Consider the following 21,888-nt stretch of genomic DNA (forward strand, 5'->3'; position numbering starts at 1 on the left):
TGGTGGTACTCGAACGGAAGGCGGGACGAAAATCTAGCGGTTTTAACGAGTTTCACGCAAAGAAATCGGCTATGCAATCCATCGATGAGGTACATATCGCTCCGCTCGGGTTCGAATACGACCGAATCTTGGGACCCGTTCAGGAGCACGGGGTGGACATCCTCTATCTCCTCGAACACGACAGTCCCGAATCCGACCGGCCGGACTACCACGACGCGTTGAAGGACGAACTCGAAGCGGAAGGGATCGATGTCCGGTCGCGGACGGTGGATTTGATGGATATCTACGACGTGTTGGGAATCGTCACGACGCTGGTTTCGGAACACCAGGACGACATCGTTCGCGTGAACGTCGCGAGCGGGTCGAAACTCTCCGCCGTCGGCGCGGCAATCGCCTGTATGGCGACGGACGCGACGGCTTACTACGTCCATCCCGAGGGGTACGCCCACGCGGACAGGGAAGAACGGCAAAGCTACGGGTACACGGGTGAGGAAGTGCTCCCGACCTACCCCATCGAATCGCCGACACGTGATCAAGTGTCGGTGATGAACTACCTCCAAGAGTCGGATACGGAGGTGTACACGCCGAAGAAGAAGGACATTATCGGGTACTCCGAAGAGGCGGGACTCTCCTTCATCGCGGACAGTAATCCGGCGAACGACAAGGCGAAGTTCGCCCTGTTGAACGCGAACATCATCGACCCACTGCAACGGGACGACTACATCGAGGTTCGGAAAGTCGGACGTCAAAAGCAAGTGACGTTGACCGACACCGGACACGACGTGCTCCGCGCGTTTCGGCATAAACTGTAGCGACGAGATGGAACGTGGTCGTGGGACGTTCGGCGTGCAGGAAGGACGACGAACGGAGTGTTACGAACGAGGCGAGTACGGAAAGTACGGATATATAGAATAGTATGAAGTGTGTTGATACTATCGACAGTAACGTTGCTATTGATAGTAAGATGGAAGTACTGAATTAGGTATCGGATATAGAAATAATCGATGACGACGTAGCGACCCACCACCCCCGGTCGTTCCCCCTAACGACCGCGCTTCGGCCCTCATCGCCCGTGGTCCCGTGCCGCCCGCGGTTCCACGACAGCCTCCATCCCAACCCCCCCATCCCGCTCCCGCCCACTCACCCTCCCGCCCCCAATGGTTCCCGGTGGGTCGCAAAACGGCTCGTCATCCTTTCTCCTTCGACGGTTCGAACGTCGTGACTATTCGAAACGGAAGTGTGGAAATCGACGGCGAATGGTGTAGAATTCGAGCGGTAAGCCAAAAAGCGCATCGAGCGAAGTGACCGGTCAGCGATTCATCCGGATGTATTCCATCAATCCGCGTATCGTCGCCTGTAAATCCGCCTTGTCGACCGGCTTTTCGAGAATGGTCTGTGCGCCGCGGCTGACCGCTTTCTGTCGCATTGCGGGTGGAATCTGTGCGGCGAGGACGAGCATAGGGATGTCGCGGGCGTTGAGTTGTTCACACCGTTTCCAGATGTCCTCGGTGAAACCGTCCACGTCGAGGACGGCGAGGGCAACGTCGTCGCGTTGTTCGAGCAGTTCGTCGAACTCACCCATGCTGGTCGCTATTTCGACATCGTAGCCGCCGTTCTTGAGCAGGTCGGCGAGCAGTTCGAGGTTTCGCTCTCGTTTTCCCAGCGCGAGGATGAGGGCCGCTTCACCCATTATTCGTCTCCGATCGTCCTCGCGCCCAATCTGGAGAACCGGAGAGAACACCGCTGAGTTCGTCCAACGGTTCGCCGACTTTGAGTCCGTGTTCGGTTATCTGGAACTCGCGGAGCATCCGTTCGAAATCGCTGGTGCGTTTCTTCAGGACCCCGATTGCCTTGCGCATCTCACCCGCCACTTCGAGGTGCCGAAGGAAAACGATATTGTCGGCGAGATAGCTGATTCCCGCCTCGGTCGCCTGGAACTCGCCGGTGACGGAGTCGATTTCGTCCACGAGAATGACGGTGATTCCCATGTTCTTCAGGTACCGACAGAGCGTGTGGAGTTTGCGAACCAACACGCGGTCGTCGTCGTCCCGAAGCGAAAGTTTGTAGCCGTCGATGCCGTCGATCATGACGATGCTGGTGTCGTTATCCTCGACGTCCTTCCGCACTCGATAGGCGAATTCGGTCGCCGAGCAGTCGAGCGGTTTCATCTCCTCGACAGTGAGTGCCCCCTGTTCTTCCATCTGCTTGACGGGGATGTTGATATTTTGGCTGCGTTCGCGGAACGTCTCCAGCGTCTCCTCGAACATGTACATGACCGACCGCTCGCCGCGTCCGGCGGCCTCCTTCATGAACTGCGTCCCGACGGTCGTCTTCCCGACGCCGGTCGGTCCGCTAAGGATGGTGATGGTCCCGCGTTCGAACCCGCCGTTGAGCAGTTGGTCCACCTCGGGAACGCCCGAGGAGATGGCGTCGAGTTCGAACTCATTGGAGTACTCGCCCGGGGTGAGTTCGGGATAGACGGCGATACCGCCGTCCTGAATCCGCATCGCGTGGTCGCCCTCGTTGACCGACGACCCCCGGAATTTGGGGACGTTGATCGTCCGTCCGTGTGCGGTGTGTTCGAGTTCGATGGTACCGTCGGTCATGTACTGAAGGTCGTCGTCGGACGACTCATCGCTGTGCTGTGACGTGAACAGGACGGTCGCACCCTGTTCCTTCAGGTAGTGCATGAACGCGATGACCTGCTTCCGGAACTGGTAGTCATTGGACGTGAGGTGACGAAGTCGAGTGAGGGGGTCGATAAACACCCGATCCGGGTCGATGGATTCGACGCGGTCCGTAATCGCCTGTGTGAGCGGTTCCTGTTCGACTTCGCTGGGCGTGAAGATGTCGTACGATTGCTCGTCCACGAACACGTCCGAGTTAGGACTCAAATCAAGGAAATGAACGTCGGAGAGACCGATATCGAGCGTCGAAGCGTTGTCACGGATGTCGTCCTCGGACTCCTCCAAATTGACGAACAGTACCGTCTCGTCCGAATCGACACCTTCCGTGAGATACTTCATTCCGAGAATCGTTTTGCCCGTCCCGGGATCGCCCCGGAGAAGATAACTTCGTTTCGCAATAAACCCACCCCGAAGAATCTCGTCGAGACCCGGTGTTCCAGTCGAAATTTTTGTCAGTTTGGAATCACTCATACGCGCGTTGCTGTAGATGTCCAGTGAGGGGGTATATTTCTATCGAAATATACAACCTGTAATCGAACGACGGGTGGTAATAATACAGTGGTTTAAGTGGAGTAGTCGGGCGACGAGATTTTTATCACACGGGTTCGAGAATCGAACGAACATGTTCCGCGATTGTACTCATCCGTTGACCCCCGCGACGACGGTGTACCCCGGCGACCCGCACGTCGAGTGCACCCCGCACGCGACCCACGAGGAGGATGGCTACCGCGTCACCAGCCTCGAACTCGGAACCCACAGCGGGACACACATCGACGCACCCAGCCACACCGAACCCGACGGCCGGACCCTCGATTCGTTTTCCATCGAGACGTTCGCGTTCGAGGCCCGTCTCGTGGACTGCCGGGGCAAGGGTCCACGCGAACCCATCGACCGAGGCGCGTTACCGAATCCGGCCGACGCGGACCTGCTCGTCCTCCACACCGGGTGGGACGCCCACTGGGGAACCGACGCTTACTTCGACCACCCGTATCTCACGGCCGACGCCGCGGCGTGGTGTGTCGATAACGACTGCCACGTCGGTATCGACGCCCTCAACGTGGACTCCACACCGACCCAAAACGCCCGCGACGACGAACCCGACGGCATCCCCGCCCACCACGCACTCCTCGGCAGCGACCACCTCATCCTGGAGAACCTGACGAATCTGGACGGGCTTCCCGAGCGGTTTCGGCTCTCGGCGTTTCCGCTAGCCGTGGCGGATGCAGATGGTGGGCCGGTTCGTGCCGTCGCGGAATGGTGAGAGGATCAGTACTGGAACCTACTGAAAAGTACTGGCGCAACGTCACAACGAGTTTGAAAGCCTCCAACCCACTCGCTTCGAAGGGAGGTGGTTAGGTTTGCTTTGATTTCAGTAACCGAGCCGCATCATACCGCTACCGCAACCGCCACACCCACCCCAACCGATTCCCTCCGCCGCTCCTTGCGGTCACGGCGTCGCTCATCCCTCGCGCGCGTTTCTCACGCGCGCCGTGTGGCACGGACGAGCCTTACGGACGAGCCTTTGAGATACGAAATCCCCCTCCAGTAACTGCAATCGCAGAACGATCAAAACCGGAATTCACGCGCAGTCGAAATCGAACACGAAGTCCACCGAACAACCCGTTATTCCACGTGTTGGGCGAAGACGTCGTGGTGGAGTTCGTCGCAGGCGTGTTCCAGAATCGATTCCAAGTTCTGCGTGTCGTACTGATTGTATTCGATCAAGGTTTCCAGTGCCTCCTCGTCGCCCGCTTCGTACTGGTGCCAGAGGCGAACGGCGTCCTCGCCGCCGATGTCCATGCCGCCGCGGGAGATTCCGAGGGAGGACTCCACGGCACTCAGGCCGCCCGTGAGACCGAGGCGCTTGCAGGTGTACATCAGATCGACGTGCGGCGTGTCGAGCGAGAGGTCGAACTCGTGTTCGAGGAACGGTTGGTCGAAGCGTTTGCCGTTGAACGAGACGACGAGGTCCGACTCGCCGAGTTCACGCTGAAGGGCTTCGGCGGTCAGGTCGTCGCCGCGGACGAGAGTCTTCGTCTCGCCGTCGCGGTGGAGGCTGACGGTGGTTGTGACGCTGGAGAAGTGGCTCAAGCCGGTGGTCTCGATGTCGAAGAAGCAGGTGTTCGAGCGGAAGTTGTCGTACAGCCGCCAGCTCTCGCTGGAGGGAAAGGCCGAGGCGAAGAAGGCGGAGTTGCCGTCGTCCAGGTGCTCGCTCGCGGTGGCGATGAACGACTCGATTCGGTCGCCCGTGGCGCTCCCGACGTGGGACGGGTCGAACTCGTCCCAGTGGGTGACGCCGTTTCGCCACAGTTTCTGCTCCGTCTTCTCGCCCACCCCGCGGACGGGAATGAAACTGTTCTCGATTCGCATCGACCGAAGGATATGCCGAGACGGTTAAAGGCGTTGTCTCTTGCGGACGGGAACGACCGACCCGGCGAGCGAAACGGGTGCGGCGAGAGACAAGTGCGACGAGAGATGAGAGACGAACGAAACGAGTGCGGCGAGAGAGACGAGCGAGGCGATGACGCCGAACTCCTTACGTCGTCGTGAGCATGCCGCGAATCGTCGCCCGCAGATCGGCCGTGTCGACCGGCTTTTCGAGAATAGAGCGAACGCCGCGACTGATGGCTTCGCGGCGGACGTGTGGAGGGGTTTCGGGTGTGAGAACCACGGTCGGGATGTCGCGTTCGTTCAGGTAGTCACACCGCTTCCAGAGGTCGGCGGTGTACCCTTCGGTGTCGAGAACGGCGATGGTGATGGAATCCTCGCCCCGAAGGACGTTGTCGAACTCCTCGACCGTCGAGACGGGCCTGGTTTCACATCCCTCCTCGTTGACGAGGTCGGTGAGGAGGGATTGATTGCGCTCGTTTTTGCTCAAAACGAGCACGAGTGATGCGTCGGTCATTCATCATCGAGTCTCGGTGCGTCCTCGATCCACTCCGGTGCACCCGAGAGGACGCCTCGGAGACCGGTGAGCGGTTCGCCGACTTCGAGACCGTGTTCGGTGATGCGGAACTCACGGAGGGTCCGCTCGAAGTCGCTGGTGCGTTTTTTCAGGACGCCGATGGCCTTGCGCATCTCGCCGGAGATTTCGAGGTGCCGGAGGAAGACGAGGTTGTCGGCGAGATAGCTGATACCCGCCTCGGTCGCGCGGAACTCACCGGTGACGGTGTCGATTTCGTCCACGAGAATAACGGATACGCCCATGTTCTTGAGATAGCGCGAGAGCGTGTGGAGCTTGCGAACCAGCATCTGGTCGTCCTCACTACTGACGGACAGTTTGTACCCCTGCAGGCCGTCTATCATCACGATGCTGATGTCGTTTTCCTCGACCTCGCGACGGACCTTCCTGGCGAACTCCATCGCGGAGTGATCGAGCGGTTCGACTTCCTCGACCGAGAGCGTCCCCTCCTCCATCATCTCCCCGACGGGGATGTCGATGGCTTGGTTCCGCCGCATGAACGTCTCGGTGGATTCCTCGAACATGTAGATGATGGAGCGCTCGCCACGACTGGCGGCTTCCTTCATGAATTGCGTTCCGGCAGTGGTCTTCCCGACGCCAGTCGGTCCGCTAAGGACGGAGACCGTCCCGCGTTCGAGCCCACCGTGAAGCAGTTTGTCGATCTCGGTGACGCCGGACGGAATCGGTTCCGCGACGTATTCGCTGTCGTGCTCGTTGGTCGTCAGTTCGGGATAGACGGCGAGCCCACCTTCCTCGATTCGCATCGAATGTCTTCCTTCCCGAATCGAGGAACCGCGGAACTTCGGCACGCTGATGGTTCGACCTCGCTCCGAGCGCCTGAGTTCGATGGTACCGTCGGTCATGTACTGGAGGTCGTCGTCCGGCGAGTTCTCCGTGTTTTCCGACGTGAGTAGAATCGTCGCACCCTGTTCTTTCAGATACCGCATGAACGCGATGACCTGCTTTCGGAACTGATACTCACCGGACGTGAGATGACGAAGTTTCGTGAGCGGGTCGATGAACACCCGGTCGGGTTCGATGGCTTCGACGCGGTCCGTGATCGCCTGCGTGAGCGGTTCCTGTTCGACTTCGCTGGGGGAGAAGATATCGTACGACTGGTCGTCGACGAACACGTCCGAGTCGGGACTCAAATCGAGGAAGTTCACGGCACCGAGGTCGATGCCGAGCGTCGCCGCGTTCTCCCGAATGTCATGTTCCGACTCCTCCAAGTTGACGAACATGACGGTATCGTCCGGGTTCGTAGTGAGATAGTTAATGCCGAGAATCGTCTTTCCTGTACCTGGATCGCCCCGAACGAGATAGCTCCGTCCCGGTATAATTCCGCCGTGCAGTATCTCGTCCAGTCCATCCACACCGGTCGATATTCGCTTCGGTGGACTGAGAGTCATACTCTATTACATACTCGCTGTAATAGACATATATCTCTATTGGGCGTGAGAGCAACAAATCGCAAGCAAGCACACGCTTCATCCGAATCTCGATGTAAAAACGTGGGAGAGTGAATAGATCACAGGAGGAATATCGGAACTCGCAGGACACGGTTGCCGATGAAAACGCACGAAAACGAGACAGTATCCGCCGGAAGGTCGATGGCTCGGGTCGTCCCGGTGGTAGTCGATGACCGAAAACGAACCGTGATGGGTAGTTAGTGGCTGAAGATACCCAGTTAGCGGTTCTCGACCGGTCGCCACTCGCGGTTTTCCCCGCCGACGTACGACGAACGGGGGCGAATGATGCGGTTGTCGTCGAGTTGTTCCAGACAGTGGGCGGTCCAACCGCCGACGCGAGCGACGGCGAACGTCGCCGTGAACAGTTCGGACGGAATCCCGATACCGTGGAGGAGGACGGCCGTGTAGAACTCGACGTTCGTCGCCAGACTGAGGTCCGGCCTGCGCTCGGCCAGCAGGTCGGTCGTCGTCGTTTCGACCGTTTTCGCCGTCTCGAAGAACTCGCGTTCCCCTCCCGACTCGTAGAACGATTCGGCGGCCGACGAGAGGACGGCCGCACGCGGGTCTCGGACGTTGTAGACGCGGTGGCCGAACCCCATAATTCGCTCCCTGGCGTCGAGTTTGTCTTCGACGTACTCCTCCGTATCCCCGGACTCGTGAATGTCGAGGAGCATATCGAGCACCGGGCCAGGTGCGCCGCCGTGAAGCGGTCCCTTGAGCGCACCGACCGCGCCGGTGATGGCCGAAACGAGGTCCGTCTCGGTCGAGACGATTGCCCGCGCGCTGAAGGTAGAGGCGTTGAGACCGTGGTCGACGACCGAATTGAGGTAGGTCTCCAACCCGCGAATCTCGGCGTCGGTCGGTTCCTCGCCCGTGAGCATGTACAGGTAGTTCGCGGCGTGGGAGAGGTCGTCGTCGGGGGAAACCGGCTCCTCGCCGTTTTCGAGCCGCCAGTACGCCGCCACGATGGTCGGCAGTTGCGCGACGAGGAGTCGTGCTTCGTCCTCGGAGCCGTCGGTTTCGTGGCCGAGCGTCGCGGCGGCGACACCCATCCGAAGCGCGTCCATCGGCGGGGCGTCGTCCGCCGCGGCCGCTCGAAGCAGGTCCAGCGTCGCTGGGGAGAGGTCGCGGTACTCGGCGAGGTCGGCGCGGAAGGACGCCAACTCGTCGGCGGTCGGTAGCCGGTCGTTCCAGAGCAGGAAGACCGTCTCCTCGAACGTCGCGTTCTCGGCGAGTTCCGCGAGCGGATACCCCGCGATGACCAGTTCACCGGCGTCCCCGTCGATGTAGCTCCGCCGGGTTTCGGCGACGATGACGTCCTCCAGTCCCTCGTTCGTGGTTTGGTCGGTCATGCTTCGAACGAAGTTACAAGGAGCAAGGTGATATATACCCTATATTTCCCAGGAGGGGTTTTAATTCGTGAAGAACCGACGATTCCGCACGGAAGTCGGTCAGTCGACGGCGACCGACCCGCGAGACACGAACGGATCGGAAACCGAGCGGAAGACGACGACCGAACCGACGGCGACGAACCCGAACGTGGCGAGGGCGACGAGCGGGGAGGTTGCGTTCGCCAGCGTCCCGCCAACCGTGCGGGCGAGGAAGAAGAGGAGCGCGTGGATCATCGAGACGCCACTGAGCGTCGTCGCGCGGCCGTGTGATGTGATTCGGTCGTTGAGGAACGTGCTCTGAAGGGTGCCGTAGACGGTGTTCGTTCCGCGGGAGAGGAGGAACGCCGGGAGCGCGACGACCGGAACGACGCTCGCGCCGAGCAACCCGCAGGCGAGGAGGAGCGGCCCGAGCGTGAACCAGCCGCCGATACCGAACCGTTCGCCGATTCTGGCCGCGACGGAGGACCCGGTGGCGGCGGCGAGCATCAGTCCCGCGTACAGGCCGCCGAGCGTGGCGGGGGTGAACCCGACCGAGAGCGCGACCGGTTGGACGAACACGTCCACGGTTTCCGGAACGGCGATGGCGACGCCCGAGAGGAGGACGAACGACCGAACGCGGCGGTTCGAGACGACGCGGACGAGTGCGGTGCGCGCGTCGGCGAGCGAAAATCCCTCGTTCGTGCTGCTGGCCGACGGTTCGGGGAGCGTCAGGACGATGAGGGTTCCGAGGCCCGTCAACGTCGCCGCGGCGAGGAACGGCAACGGGGCCCACTGCTCGTAGAGCACCCCGCCGACGAGCGCGGTCGTCGCGGCGGCGGCGTAAAACGTCGCGCTACTGCGGCCGTGAATTCGGGCGAACGAGGCGGTCTCACCGTGATCCGAGAGCGTATCGTACAGCCACGCGTCCGTGGTGCCGGAGCGGAACGTCGCCGCGACACCCCAGAACCCCCAGAGCGCGACGAACCCGGCGAGCGAGTGGGCGAACGCGAAGCCGAGGTGGGTCAACGAGACGAGCACCGACCCGAGGGCGAGGCCGTTCCGACGGCCGATTCGGTCGCCGAGGTAACCGGTCGGAATCTCGCCGAGGAGCGTGCCGACGAAGAACGACCCCGCGGCGAAGCCGACACCGGCGAGGTCGAGTCCCTGTGCGAGCGCGTGAACCGTGAGGATGGGGTAGACGAATCCCTCGGAAGTGAGGCCACGGTAGGCGTAGAACCGGCGGATGAGTTCGTTCAGCGATGGCATCGTGGGTGTTCGGTGGACGGTTCGAAACCGGTGCGAATCGAATGGAAGTATCTCTGTCGTGGATTCATGTTTCGTGCGCCGTCACTGGCGCGTTCGTACCGAGAGGGACACAACCGGGTGAGAAAAGGGTTCGCTGAACGACGTTTCAATTGGATCGTTGTCATGATTGGTGGGGGAAACCGACCCGATGAAATTCCTCCCCATCGAACGGGAAATCGTGACGTCGGAACCCGAGGACGAGGAACTCCGGAACGCCTTCCAACTGCTCGCCAACGAAACCCGACTGAAAATCCTGTACGTACTCTGGAATGCGCCGAACTGGACGGCAACGTGAACGAATCGCAGAGCGATTCGTTCGCCAACCAGAAGACAAGGGCTTCTGGTGACGTTCACCGAGCTGAAAGACGCCGTCGGGATGCGTGACAGCGGCGGGTTTCAGTACCATTTGAACGCGCTCGACGGAACGTTCCTCCGGAAAACGGACGACGGATATACGCATCTCGCCGGTGGCATCGCGCTCTATCGAGCGATGCTCGGGAGCGTCATGGGACCGGACGCAATCGACCCGATTCCGCTCGACGAGCGGTGCCCGAACTGTGAATCCCCGCTCGAACTGCGATACGACCATCAGGTGTTTTACGCGTACTGCCCCACCTGCGACGAGTCGGTATCGAACGCCCCGTATCCCCCCGCCGGACTCGAAAACAGGTCGGACGACGACCGTATCGGAGCGTTCGATCGCTGGACGAGACGACTGGTAGTCCTCCTTCGGGACGGCATCTGTCCGTGGTGTGCGAGTACCGTCAGCCACGAAATCGGAATCGATGGGGGCGAAATCGAGATTACACACACCTGCGACCGGTGCCGGGGATTTCTTCGAACCTCGATCATCGAGAACGTCATCGACCATCCCGCCGTGGTTTCGTTCTGCTACGACCACGGAGTCGATATCACTACGGTACCTCATTGGAGATTCGACGAGATATCGAAAAACGTGGACACGCGAGTCGTCTCCGAGGACCCGAACACGGTTTGGCTGACGCTGAAGTTCGCGGACGACGAACAGACCGTTTCGGTGGATGAGGGGATGAGCGTTCGGGAAGTCAGAAAATAACGTACCCACCGACCCACCAACCCAGATAAATGAGACCGAAGACGACGGCTTCGGGGCGTCCGATGCGGCCGCGGTAGAGAAATAGGCCAGTCACGACGGTGGCGATGAAGAATGCGGGCCAGTAGAATAGCAGCACCGAGGGCGAGAGCGCGAACGGTCGTGTCACCGCGAGCAGCCCGACGTTTCCCGTCGAAAAGAAGAGCAGACTTCCGACGACGTTTCCGATGGCGATACTCGGCTTCCCTTCGCGAACTGGAACGACGACCAGCGACACTTCCTCCAGCGACATCGCCGTTCCGACGAACGTCATTCCGAACACGGTCCCGTCGAGACTAAACGCGGTGACGATACCCCGTGCGCCTCGAACGGCCAACTCCGATCCGAGCACGATGCCGACGACGAACAGGGCCGACAAGCCGAGGTAGTACCAGCCACCGTGTCCACTGGATTCGACCGCTTCGACCGCTTCTTGGGTTTCCTCGTCCCGGAACGTCTCCCGGCCAGCTCGTTCCTCGCGATAGATGTACCCGAGGATGAGCACGAAGATGACGAGCAGGGCGACGCCGTCGAGCCGCGACAGTCTTCCGTCGAAAATGAAGGCTAACAAGACGAGCGGGGAGGCGAGCAGGAGAAGGAGGTAATCGCGGTCTACCGTGGTTTCGAACGGTGTGAGGAATCCGCCGATGGCGACGGCGACACCGACGAGGAAGAGACCCGATCCCAGCGCGGACCCGATAGCAATACCCGGAAGATCACCGAGCATCGCGGCGACGCCGAACACCCAATTCTCGACGTCCATCCCGGCGAAGAGGATAGCGAGGACGAACGGGGACAAGCCGGTCAACACTGCGGATTTCGTGATGTTTTCGACCAGTTCCTCGACGCTGTACACGATGAGTACGACGCCGACGACGAACGCCCCGACAGCGAGAATCGGAGGCGAAAGTGCCATGAGGGGAAGTACACGACGGAGAACATTAAGCGACGTAGACGTTTCACGAGGGAAGCCATCCATTCAGGGAGGGGGTCCAACGGGACGGAGGTGTTTCGACGGGGTCGTATCCGCGGAGAAGCGGTGCCTGATGCTGGATTTCTATATAGCTATCCAGGAAGAAATCTGTACAGATATCCAGATAGAGATCTGGAAAGGATGAAGGGACAGATAGAATCGACCGGCCAAGGGACGGGTAGCGGCCGGGTCCCCCGAACGGATGCGGAAGGAACGTGGGGGAACCCCACCGCTAAGGCCAGGAAAGACCTATCGGTAGACATGAACATGCTCGTCGACGGCGAGTGGCGGACGGACGCGTACGAGACGACGAACGACGAGGGGGAGTTCGAACGGCAAACGACCTCGTTTCGTGAGTGGGTCGAGGCGGACCCGGACAGTGAATTTCCGGCGGAGTCGGGACGCTACCACCTGTACGTCTCGTACGCCTGTCCGTGGGCACACCGGACGCTCATCACGCGGGCGCTGAAGGGACTGGACGACCACATCTCGGTGTCGGTCGTGGACCCGCATCGGAAGAACGACGGGTGGGAGTTCTCGCCCGAAACGTCTGGTTGTACACCCGACCACATCAGCGGGGCCGACTACCTCCGCGAGGTGTACACGAACGCCGACTCGGAGTTCACGGGGCGCGTGACGGTGCCCGTCCTCTGGGATAAGGAGCAGGAGACCATCGTGAACAACGAGTCGAAGGAGATCATGCGGATGTTCGATATCGCGTTCGATGACGTCGCGGACCGTGACGTGACGCTGTATCCCGAGGAGTACCGCGACGAGGTGGACGAAACCATCGAAGCGATCTACGAACCCATCAACAACGGGGTGTATCGCGCGGGATTCGCGGAGACGCAACCGGCCTACGAAGGGGCCGTCGAAGAACTGTTCGACGCGCTCGATCACTGGGAGAACGTGCTCGCCGAGCAGCGGTATCTCTGCGGCCCGGTTCTGACCGAAGCGGACGTGGGTATGTTCACGACGCTCGTGCGCTTCGACGCGGTGTACGCGACGCATTTCAAATGCAACGTCCGGCGAATCGTGGACTATCCGAACCTCTGGAACTACCTGAAGGAGTTGATGCAACTACCGGACGTCGCCGAAACGGTCCGCATGGACCATATCAAGGAGCACTACTACCGAAGCCACACGGACATCAACCCGACCGGAATCGTACCCGTCGGCCCGGAACTCGATTTTGAGGCGGAGCACGATAGGGAGCGATTGGCGGGCGGGCCACCGGAAGAAATCCGTCGCTGAGATCACTGCCGGAGCGACATCGGCTGAAACAACGAAAGCATGAATCAGAAATTATAGATAATTATCTTTGGAAAAGTATGAAGTAATCAATCATCGTAGATTGTGTCGTGCGCGAGAAAACATTCGATATGACGAGGCGGACCGCGCTGACACTGCTGGGGGCGGGCGTTACCGGGGCGATGGCGACACCGATAACGGCGGAGGGAATGCCGACCGGCGGCACCGACGCCCACTGGACGACGGGCGAGAAGTACGGCGTCGGCACCGTCGCCGACCACGACGCGGACGACCCGTCGCGGGTCTGGTTCACCCTCACCGAGGGCGCGCTGACCGAAACGCGGTTCCCGCGGATCGACTATATCAACCTCCGAACGCTCGATTTCGTCGTTGCCGCGCCGAAAGAGGGCTACGTCGCTCGCTCGTTCGACGTCTCTCGATTGGACGACGACGAGGAAGGCGTCGAGCGAACGACCGAGATGGTCGACGACGATTCGCTCTCGTTCCGGCAGACGATAACCGCGACCGGCGACCGAAATTGGGAACTCGTCGTGGAGTACGCGGCGCATCCGGACCACGACGCGCTTCTCGCGGACGTGAAGTTCAGCGGGAGCACGAAGTACGACGTGTACGCCCTCGCCGACACGGCGTTCTCCAACAGCGGAATGAGCGACATGGGTCACGCGAAATCCGATGGGAGTTCGAAGTACTTGGCGGGACACGACACGGCCGAAAACGACGGCGATGCCGTCATTCTGGACGAGAACGGCGACCCGTACAACGTCGCCGGGGCGCTCGTCGCGGATGCCGGATTCGAGTGGACGACGGTCGACGTGATCGGCGGCGACAGCATCTCGCCGCTACTGACGGACGGATCGGCGGACACGAGATACGACGAGGCGACCGGGAACATCGCCCTCGTCGGGCGTCTCGGAACGAAAACGGAACACCTGAAGGCCACCGTCGCGCTCGGCTTCGCCGAAAACGCGGACGAAAGGAGTGCGTACGCGGAGGCGAAATCGGCGCTCTCCTCGCCGTTTTCGAAGGTACGAGCGCGCTACGCGAAATCGTGGCGGAGCTATCTGCAGGGCGTCGACGTACCGAAGAGCGTGCGAAGTGATTCGGACCTACGACGGCAGTTCAACGCCAGCGCGATGGCACTGAAAGCGGCCGAGTCGAAGCGGTTCCGCGGTGCGGGGGTCGCCAGTCCGAGCGTCCCGTGGGGCGACGCCGTGGTGGCGAACGAACCGTCGGATTACGGCTACAACTTCGTCTGGTCGCGCGACCTGTATCAGGCGTTCACGGCGATGTCGGCGATGGGAGACGAGGAGAGCGCGATTGCTGCCGTCGAATACCTGTACGAGTATCAGCAGGACGAGGAGGGATTCCTGCCCCAAAACACGTTCCTCGACGGGCGAACGCGCTGGGGCGGCGAACAGATGGACAACATCTCGTTCCCGCAGATCATGGCGTACCAACTGCACGAGCGCCACGGCATCGGGTTCGACGACGTGAGCTACGATTACGGGAACGTTCGCCGCTCGACGGAGTACGTCGTCGGGCACGGTCCGGCGACCGGCCAGGAACGATGGGAGGAGGAGTCGGGCTACTCGCCGAGCACGACGGCGGCCGAAATCGCCGGGCTCGCCTGCTCCGCCGCGCTTGCCGACACGGAAGGGGAGGACGCCGACGCGCTCGTCTACCTCGCGCTGGCCGACGATTGGCAAGCGAAGACCGAGGAGTGGATGGCGACGACGGAGGGGACCGAGAAACACACGAACACGCCCTACTACTTCCGCATCAACGACGATACTGATCCCGACGACGGGGCACCACGGGCCATCAACAACGGCGGGCCGACGCTGGACGAGCGGAACGTCATCGACGCGGGATTCCTCGAACTCGTCCGTCTCGGCGTCAAGCCGTGGGACGACCCGGTCGTTCGGAACTCGTTGGCCGTCGTGGACGACACCATCAAAGTCGAGACGCCGTACGGTCCGGCGTTCTACCGCTACAACGACGACGGCTACGGCGAACAGGGGGAGGACCCGAACGACGACTACCGCGAGGGCGGTCCGTGGACGCTCGACAACGAAGGACAGGGCCGACTCTGGCCCATCTTCACCGGCGAGCGTGGCGAGTACGAACTTCTCACGGGGTGCGAGCGCCGGTACGACCCGAAATCCCTGCTCGGTACGATGGCGAAGTTCGCCAACTCGGGCGGGATGATTCCCGAGCAAGTGTGGGACCGACCCGACCCGACCGACTACGGGTGGGAGTTCGGTGAAGGAACCGGGTCGGCGACCCCGCTCTCGTGGAGCATGGCGCAGTTCGTCCGCCTCGCCTACGGCGTCGAGGCCGGACGGCCGGTCGAGACGCCGAAGTTCGTGGCAGGGCGATACGCCGACGGCGAGGTCCCGGACGGACCGAACCTCTCGGTCGAGTTCCCGTCCTCGCCGGTCACGGATCGAACCGTGACGATTTCCGGGGAAACCGACGGCGCGACGGTCGTCGTGAAGACGCCGACCGATACCGTCGTCCGCGAGGGCGGCGAGTTCAGCGTCGAAGTCGAAGTCGGCGACGGGGAGAGCGGCATCACCGTGGCGGCCGCAACGGACACCGACTCGTTGGACGAGTTGGGCACGGTGGTGCGACGGAAGACGGTCGCATACGTCGATGTGGGTGACGAGGTTGCGACGTGGGACGACCCCGAAGGCGACGACGACGGACCGGGTTCGTACACCTATCCGACCTCCGGCGAGTTCGTGGACGGCGCGTTCGACATCAAGGGGTTCGGCGTCTACGAGACCGACGACAGCTATCAGTTCCTGCTCTCCCTCGCGGGCGAGTTGACGAACCCGTGGGGCGGCAACAAACTGTCGCTCCAGACGATTCAGGTGTACCTCCGTGACCCCGACGAGTCGGACGCGGACGGGACGACGGCCGCACGCGAGGGCGTCAACGCGACGTTCGAAGCGCCGTACCACTACCGCGTCGTCGCGGAAGGATTCGTTCCGGCCCGCGTCGAAGGTGCCGACGGAGGCGAACTCACGCAGGACGTGACGATAACGGGGTACGGGTCGGTCGATGCGGTGAAACTCGAACTGCCGAAATCGGTGTTCGGCGACCTGACGGGCATGCGACTCGTGCCGCTGCTGCTCGGACAGGACGGCTACAGTCCGGGCCGGATTCGACCCGTCAACGCGACTGCTGGCGGCTACACCTTCGGCGGCGGGCGCGACGACTCGATGAACCCGAACGTCATCGACCTCGTGACGCCCGACGGCGTGAGTCAGTCCGACGCCCTCGCCTACTCGGCGGACGAGTTGGCGACGATTCCGTACCTGTCGCTCTGAGAGCGGAAGGGAGACGGGGCGATTCCACGAGACCACCGTTTCCGCTGTTTTCACCGACGAAAACCACCTGATGTGGGCGAACCTGTTTTGAGGGTTCGGTGAAAACGAGTAGATATGGTACTGAAGGAATCCGAGGAGAAAATCGGACGCGACGATCCGGTGCCGAACTTCGAACTGCGCGGCACTGACGGAGTCTTTCACACGCTGTCGGACTTCTCCGACAACAACGCCGTGTTGCTCGTGTTCACCTGCAACCACTGTCCCTACGCGAAGGCGAAGTTCGACCTGCTGAACGACCTCGCGGAGGAGTACGACGACGTGGCCGTCGTCGGCGTCAACGCGAACGACGCCGAGGAGTACCCGGAGGACTCCTTCGACAACATGCAGGAGATGGTTCAGAACGGAACCATCGCCTACGACGCCTACCTCCACGACGAGACACAGGAAGTCGCGGAGTCCTACGGCGCGGTCTGCACGCCCGACCCGTTCCTGCTCCGTAACGAGGGCGACACGTTCACGCTGGCCTACCACGGCCGACTCGACGACGCGTTGAATCCCGACGCCGAAGCCACCGAGTTCTACATCCGCGACGCCATCGACAGCGTGCTCGCGGGCGAGGACGTTGACTTGGAGTTCCTGCCGTCGCGTGGGTGCTCGATCAAGTGGAAATGAAAGGGAACAAATAAAAGCAATAATCGGTAGCATCCGGGGCGGTAACACCGATGTCAGGACCCGACGTGAGCGATACCGAACATTTTGGGAATCAGCTATAAGTGGCGATTGGACGTGTAGTCAGCCATGGCAGAAAGCAGCGACACGGTAGCAAAATCAACCGGATTCAGGCTCGCCAGAGTGATCTTCGGCGGCCTGCTGACGTACATGGGGATTTCCGGATTTCGAAACATCGAAGCACAGGCGGGCTACGCGGAAGCGAAAGGCATCCCGATGCCCGAGTTGTCCGTGGTGGCGTCCCACTGGCTCCTCGTCGTCGGCGGCGTCGGAATCAGTCTGTGGAAGCTTCCTGGACTCGCCGCCAGCGCCGCCATCAGCTTCTTGGTCGGCGTCACGCCGTTCACCCACGACTTCTGGAATCAGGAGGGACAGGAACGGGGGAACGAACAGAACCACTTCTTGAAGAACGCCGCCATGCTGGGCGCGGCATTCGCCTTCCTCGGCGTTGCCGAGAACGAAAAGGCGAAGAAGAAGCAACAGAGCGAACGATAAGGCGGTCGCGTGCGGTCTTTTCCATTTCGAATTTTCGAACGGGAGTAGCTTCAGGTGTGGTGATTTCGACTTTCGGACGTTATCTGTTAGGAGCACAGCCACCCAGCAGCGACAGTCCTCCGAATCGAAAAATCGACCACTCCCCACGAGGCCGTTGTTTTCGCGCAAACCTTTACGAGCGAATCGGACGAATTCACCGTCAACGTGCCGCAACTCGAAGACCCGCTGGAAATCGGGGGTATCGAACTGCCGAATCGGCTCTATCGCGCCCCGTTGCTCGAATGTGCTGGCAACGGCGAGGACGCGGTGGACGTCCTGATTCGGGAACTCGAACCCGCCGCTGAGTCCGGCGTGGGACTGATCTGTCAAGGGGCGACCATCGTCCGCGGGACGGGGGGCTGTGCCGCGCCGGGGATGACGCGGGTGCACGACTCGGGGTTCGTTTCCCGTCTCTCCCGACTCACGGACGCGATTCACGGCCACGGGACCGGAAGCCGAATTTTCATCCAACTGGAACACGGCGGCTTGCGGAGCATGGAGACGTGGCACGCGGGCTATCGCCGGAAACATCCCGATTTACGGCAACTGGCGGTTTCCCGACCGCCAGCCGTTCTTCGACTGCTCGATACACTGAGCTTTCTGGACTACGACCCACACGTCCTTTCGACGGGAGAGGTGTACGACCTCGCGGCTGATTTCGGCCGGTCGGCGGCGTGCGCGGTTGACGCGGGCTACGACGGGATTCACATCGCCGGGGCGAACATGGGCATCGTCCAGCAGTTCCTCTCGCCGTTCTACAACCGGCGCGACGACGAGTTCGGCGGGTCGCTGGCCGCCCGAACGAGATTCCTCGAAGTCGTGTACGACGAGATTCGGGAACGCGTCGGTCCCGACGTGCCGATCATGACGAAAGTACCGGCCGAAACGACCGCTCCCGTCTTCGTCCGGCGACATCTCTCGCTCGCCGACGGGATTCGAATCTGCGACCGATTGGAGGCGGCCGGTTTCGACGCTGTCGTGCCGGTACAGGCCTCAGTGTTCTGGGACGCGAGCATCATCCGCGGGGCGTTTCCGGCCCGCGCGTGGCGCGACGAGCGGTTCCGAGAGGGGTACGAGGAGGCGTTCGGGAGCAAGCCACGCGCCGCCGTCGTCGCCCTGCTCAACTGGCTCCAATCGCTGAAATACGACTTCGACCCGGCGTGGAATCGGCCGTTCACTCGCCGCGTGGCGGAGCGGGTTTCGATCCCCGTGCTGGCCGAGGGCGGGATTCGAAATCGACCGCAGATCGACCGACTGCTCGCGGACGGGTCCTGTGATGCGGTAGGAATGGGGAGGCCGTTCTACGCCGAGCCACGGCTTCCGGCGCGGATTTTGGAAGGGAAGAAGGCGGCCGTCGCCTGCGAGAACTGCAACAACTGCACCGTTCCGCAGGCGGCCGGTGCTCGCGGCGTCTGTCGCACCCCGAGCGTGCTCGAACGGAGCGGGAAACTCCGGAAAGAGGGTGCCTACGAGCGAAACTGGAGCGAAACCGACGCCGACCGCACCGAGTCGTAACGGGTATTCGAGGGGGCATCCAAACGAAGGGCAGTGACCGACGACGAGCACGAGTACGAGATTTCGGACTTTTACGACGCCATCGAGGAAATCGGGCGGCCGGTGCTCACCGCCGACGAAGTCGCCCGCGTCCTCGACCGTTCGCACGAGGACGCCAACCGCGCACTCGAACGACTGCGGGACGAGCGCGACGTGACGCGCCTCGACGTGGAGAACGACCCGGTGGTCTGGTTCCCGACGGAGTGGGAGCGACTGGCCGACCGCGAGCGAATCGTGGTGTTCCCGAAGCGCCGCGAGATCGTCGCCGACCAGCCCGAACAGTTCACGCGAGCACAGCTTTCGCAGTTCGCCCACCTCACCGACACGACGCGGGCCGGGAGCTACAGCTATCAGGTTCGACAGGAGGACATCTGGTCCGCACCCTACGACTCGCTCGATAACCTGATGCGAACCGTCCGGCAGGTGCTCCCCGAACCGTCGCCGGATTTGGAGTCGTTCATCGAGGGGCAGTGGAAACGAGCGAAGCAGTTCCGCCTCTACACCCACGAGGACGGCTACGTCGTCCTGCAGGCCGCAAGCGACGACCTGATGGGGAACGTCGCCCGGCAGAAGTTGAACGATAACCACCTCCGGGCTCCCATCGCCGACGACGAGAGCTGGGTGGCCGAGGACAAGGTCGCGGAAGTCAAGCGAATCCTGTACGAGGCGGGGTATCCCGTTCAGGACGAACGCGAGTTGGAGACGGGCGACGAACTGCCCGTCGAGTGCGCGCTCTCCCTGCGCGACTACCAGCGCGAGTGGGTCGAGGAGTTCATCGACCTGAAATCCGGCGTCCTCGTCGGCCCGCCCGGCAGCGGGAAAACGGTGGCCGCGATGGGCGTCCTCGAAGCCGTCTCCGGCGAGACGCTGATTCTGGTTCCCGGCCGCGAACTCGCCGGGCAGTGGCGCGACGAACTACTGGCCCACACCACCCTCACGCGAGAGCAGGTCGGCGAGTACCACGGCGGCGAGAAGAACGTCCGGCCGGTGACGATTGCGACCTACCAAACCGCCGGGATGGACCGCCATCGACAGTTGTTCGACCAGCGACGTTGGGGACTCATCGTGTACGACGAATGTCAGCATATTCCATCCAGAGTCTTCCGCCGGAGCGCGAACCTCCAATCGAAGCACCGCTTGGGACTGTCCGCTACTCCTGTCAGGGAAGATGACAAAGAAAAGGACATCTTCACGCTCATCGGCCCCCCAATCGGAACCGATTGGGACGCGCTGTTCGAGGCCGGGTTCGTCGCGGAGCCGGAAGTCGAGATACGGTACGTCGGCTGGGACGAGGAGACCTATCAGGGCGAGTACGCAAACGCCGACGGGCGCGGTAAGCGCCAGATCGCGGCGACGAATCCCGCAAAATTGGACGAGATCCGGTTCCTCCTCGCCGAACATCCCACCTCGAAGGCGCTGGTGTTCGTGGAGTACCTCGAACAGGGCGACCGGATCGCGGAGGCCCTCGACGTGCCGTTCCTGAGCGGACAGATGCGCCACCCGGAACGCGAACGTCACTTGCAGGCGTTCCGCGACGGGCGTGAAGACACCCTCGTTATCTCCCGCGTCGGCGACGAGGGTATCGACCTCCCGGACGCCGAAATCGCCATCGTCGCGTCCGGTCTCGGCGGGTCACGGCGGCAAGGTGCACAGCGCGCCGGACGGACCATGCGCCCCGCCGGACGCGCCCGGATGTACGTGCTGGCGACGCGCGGCACCCGCGAGGAGGAGTTCGCCCGTCAGCAGTTGCGCCATCTGGCGTCGAAAGGAATCCGGATTCAGGAAACCGTGCTGGACGAACGGGACGAGGAGTAGCCCGGAAGTCGGCGACGGGACTGAAGTACGGTCGGGCACAAGTCGAACCATGGCCCGCGAAGTGCGACACGATGCGACCGGTCCGCTGAAAGTTGATGAAGACGATTTCGACGACGAGAAGGGGAACATCGCCATCTGCATGTGCGGTCTCTCGTCGGACTACCCATTCTGCGACGGCACGCACCGAACCACGAGGGACGAGGAGGCGGGGACAGTGTATCGGTACGAGGACGGCGAGCGGCGCGAAATCGAGGAGATCGTCTACAAGGACGGCGGCGAATAGGGAAGAACGCGACAAATAGCGGAGAACGCGACGAGTAGCGGAAAACACGACCAGCGGGGTCGGCAACAACGCCTAACCGAATCGATGGCGTGCCGACGGTATGCATCTCGGGAGAATGGGACGGAAACTGGTGACGACCGCGATCGTCGTCGTCGTGGTCACCGGGATCGGTTTGGGTGGGGAAACGGTCGCGACCGGTAAACCGGCGACAGGGGACGAAACACCGACAGCGGACGCTACGGCGCTCCAGACGGTCGACGTGACCGCCGACATCGACTACACCTGCCGGAACGTGACCGTCAGGGTCGAACCGAAGGACGTGCAGTACGACCTCGTCATCTACTACGAGGACACCGTCACGGGCCACCGAGGGAAGGCGCTCGTCGGACCGATGACGGGGAAAACGGTCGAACCGTACGGAAACGGCATCGTGTTCACGAGCGTGGACGTGATGGTGAACGGCGCGACCATCGAGAGCGAGACGATACT

At 61.8% G+C, this 21,888-nt stretch carries 19 protein-coding genes; 11 read left to right on the forward strand and 8 right to left on the reverse strand.

The features are described from left to right. Positions 1-71: 71 nt before the first annotated feature. On the forward strand, positions 72-812 hold the full coding sequence (locus NKF26_RS15310) for a DUF6293 family protein (protein WP_253228322.1): 741 nt from the start codon (positions 72-74) through the stop codon (positions 810-812). 497 nt (positions 813-1,309) lie between these two features. On the opposite strand, the gene NKF26_RS15315 is transcribed toward NKF26_RS15310, so the two are convergent. Both NKF26_RS15315 and NKF26_RS15320 read right to left on the reverse strand, forming a co-directional pair. Next, positions 1,310-1,690, reverse strand: a complete 381-nt coding sequence (locus NKF26_RS15315; protein ID WP_253228323.1) for a two-component system response regulator — start codon at positions 1,688-1,690, stop codon at positions 1,310-1,312. Further along, positions 1,683-3,158: an ATPase domain-containing protein gene (locus NKF26_RS15320; RefSeq protein WP_253228324.1), complete on the reverse strand. Its 1,476-nt coding sequence runs from the start codon at positions 3,156-3,158 to the stop codon at positions 1,683-1,685. Before NKF26_RS15320 ends, NKF26_RS15315 begins: the two co-directional genes overlap by 8 nt. Before the next feature lie 151 nt (positions 3,159-3,309). Here NKF26_RS15320 and NKF26_RS15325 point away from each other — a divergent pair, with 151 nt between their 5' ends. Then, the gene (locus NKF26_RS15325) at positions 3,310-3,948 is read left to right on the forward strand and encodes a cyclase family protein (RefSeq protein ID WP_253228325.1); all 639 of its coding nucleotides are present in this window, start codon (positions 3,310-3,312) and stop codon (positions 3,946-3,948) included. Between the two features lie 362 nt (positions 3,949-4,310). On the opposite strand, the gene NKF26_RS15330 is transcribed toward NKF26_RS15325, so the two are convergent. The 5 genes from NKF26_RS15330 to NKF26_RS15350 form a co-directional block, all read right to left on the reverse strand. Then, positions 4,311-5,057 carry a ribonuclease H-like domain-containing protein gene (locus NKF26_RS15330; protein ID WP_253228326.1) on the reverse strand — a complete coding sequence of 249 codons (747 nt, stop codon included), beginning with the start codon at positions 5,055-5,057 and terminating at the stop codon, positions 4,311-4,313. Positions 5,058-5,223: 166 nt separating this feature from the next. Then, on the reverse strand, positions 5,224-5,592 hold the full coding sequence (locus NKF26_RS15335) for a response regulator (protein ID WP_253228327.1): 369 nt from the start codon (positions 5,590-5,592) through the stop codon (positions 5,224-5,226). Next, a complete protein-coding gene (locus tag NKF26_RS15340) occupies positions 5,589-7,058 on the reverse strand; it encodes an ATPase domain-containing protein (protein WP_253228328.1) in 1,470 nt (489 codons plus the stop codon). Before NKF26_RS15340 ends, NKF26_RS15335 begins: the two co-directional genes overlap by 4 nt. A 278-nt stretch (positions 7,059-7,336) precedes the next feature. Then, a complete protein-coding gene (locus tag NKF26_RS15345) occupies positions 7,337-8,470 on the reverse strand; it encodes a citrate synthase/methylcitrate synthase (protein WP_253228329.1) in 1,134 nt (377 codons plus the stop codon). A gap of 99 nt (positions 8,471-8,569) precedes the next feature. After that, positions 8,570-9,754, reverse strand: coding sequence for an MFS transporter (locus NKF26_RS15350; protein WP_253228330.1), 1,185 nt, complete (start codon positions 9,752-9,754; stop codon positions 8,570-8,572). Positions 9,755-9,923: 169 nt separating this feature from the next. Here NKF26_RS15350 and NKF26_RS15355 point away from each other — a divergent pair, with 169 nt between their 5' ends. Together NKF26_RS15355 and NKF26_RS15360 are read left to right on the forward strand one after the other, a co-directional pair. After that, the gene (locus tag NKF26_RS15355; protein ID WP_253228331.1) at positions 9,924-10,088 is read left to right on the forward strand and encodes a hypothetical protein; all 165 of its coding nucleotides are present in this window, start codon (positions 9,924-9,926) and stop codon (positions 10,086-10,088) included. A 48-nt stretch (positions 10,089-10,136) separates the two neighbouring features. Continuing rightward, the gene (locus NKF26_RS15360; RefSeq protein WP_253228332.1) at positions 10,137-10,868 is read left to right on the forward strand and encodes an ArsR family transcriptional regulator; all 732 of its coding nucleotides are present in this window, start codon (positions 10,137-10,139) and stop codon (positions 10,866-10,868) included. Here NKF26_RS15360 and NKF26_RS15365 read toward each other — a convergent pair. After that, positions 10,858-11,820 carry a sodium:calcium antiporter gene (locus tag NKF26_RS15365; protein ID WP_253228333.1) on the reverse strand — a complete coding sequence of 321 codons (963 nt, stop codon included), beginning with the start codon at positions 11,818-11,820 and terminating at the stop codon, positions 10,858-10,860. The genes NKF26_RS15360 and NKF26_RS15365 overlap by 11 nt on opposite strands. Before the next feature lie 318 nt (positions 11,821-12,138). Here NKF26_RS15365 and NKF26_RS15370 point away from each other — a divergent pair, with 318 nt between their 5' ends. The 7 genes from NKF26_RS15370 (at position 12,139) to NKF26_RS15400 (ending at position 21,399) form a co-directional block, all read left to right on the forward strand. Next, positions 12,139-13,131 carry a glutathione S-transferase family protein gene (locus NKF26_RS15370; protein WP_253228334.1) on the forward strand — a complete coding sequence of 331 codons (993 nt, stop codon included), beginning with the start codon at positions 12,139-12,141 and terminating at the stop codon, positions 13,129-13,131. A gap of 128 nt (positions 13,132-13,259) precedes the next feature. Continuing rightward, a complete protein-coding gene (locus NKF26_RS15375; RefSeq protein ID WP_253228335.1) occupies positions 13,260-16,484 on the forward strand; it encodes a glucodextranase DOMON-like domain-containing protein in 3,225 nt (1,074 codons plus the stop codon). Positions 16,485-16,598: 114 nt separating this feature from the next. Further along, positions 16,599-17,156, forward strand: coding sequence for a thioredoxin family protein (locus NKF26_RS15380; RefSeq protein WP_253228336.1), 558 nt, complete (start codon positions 16,599-16,601; stop codon positions 17,154-17,156). A 126-nt stretch (positions 17,157-17,282) separates the two neighbouring features. Continuing rightward, positions 17,283-17,708 carry a DoxX family protein gene (locus NKF26_RS15385; protein WP_253228337.1) on the forward strand — a complete coding sequence of 142 codons (426 nt, stop codon included), beginning with the start codon at positions 17,283-17,285 and terminating at the stop codon, positions 17,706-17,708. A 204-nt stretch (positions 17,709-17,912) separates the two neighbouring features. Further along, positions 17,913-19,262, forward strand: a complete 1,350-nt coding sequence (locus tag NKF26_RS15390; RefSeq protein ID WP_253228338.1) for a tRNA-dihydrouridine synthase — start codon at positions 17,913-17,915, stop codon at positions 19,260-19,262. Positions 19,263-19,295: 33 nt separating this feature from the next. After that, on the forward strand, positions 19,296-21,116 hold the full coding sequence (locus NKF26_RS15395) for a DEAD/DEAH box helicase family protein (protein WP_253228339.1): 1,821 nt from the start codon (positions 19,296-19,298) through the stop codon (positions 21,114-21,116). A gap of 49 nt (positions 21,117-21,165) precedes the next feature. After that, positions 21,166-21,399 carry a CDGSH iron-sulfur domain-containing protein gene (locus tag NKF26_RS15400; protein ID WP_253228340.1) on the forward strand — a complete coding sequence of 78 codons (234 nt, stop codon included), beginning with the start codon at positions 21,166-21,168 and terminating at the stop codon, positions 21,397-21,399. The last annotated feature ends 489 nt before the right edge of the window (positions 21,400-21,888 follow it).

It is taken from the genome of Haladaptatus sp. AB618, assembly GCF_024136965.1.
Taxonomy (GTDB): Archaea; Halobacteriota; Halobacteria; order Halobacteriales; family Haladaptataceae; genus Haladaptatus.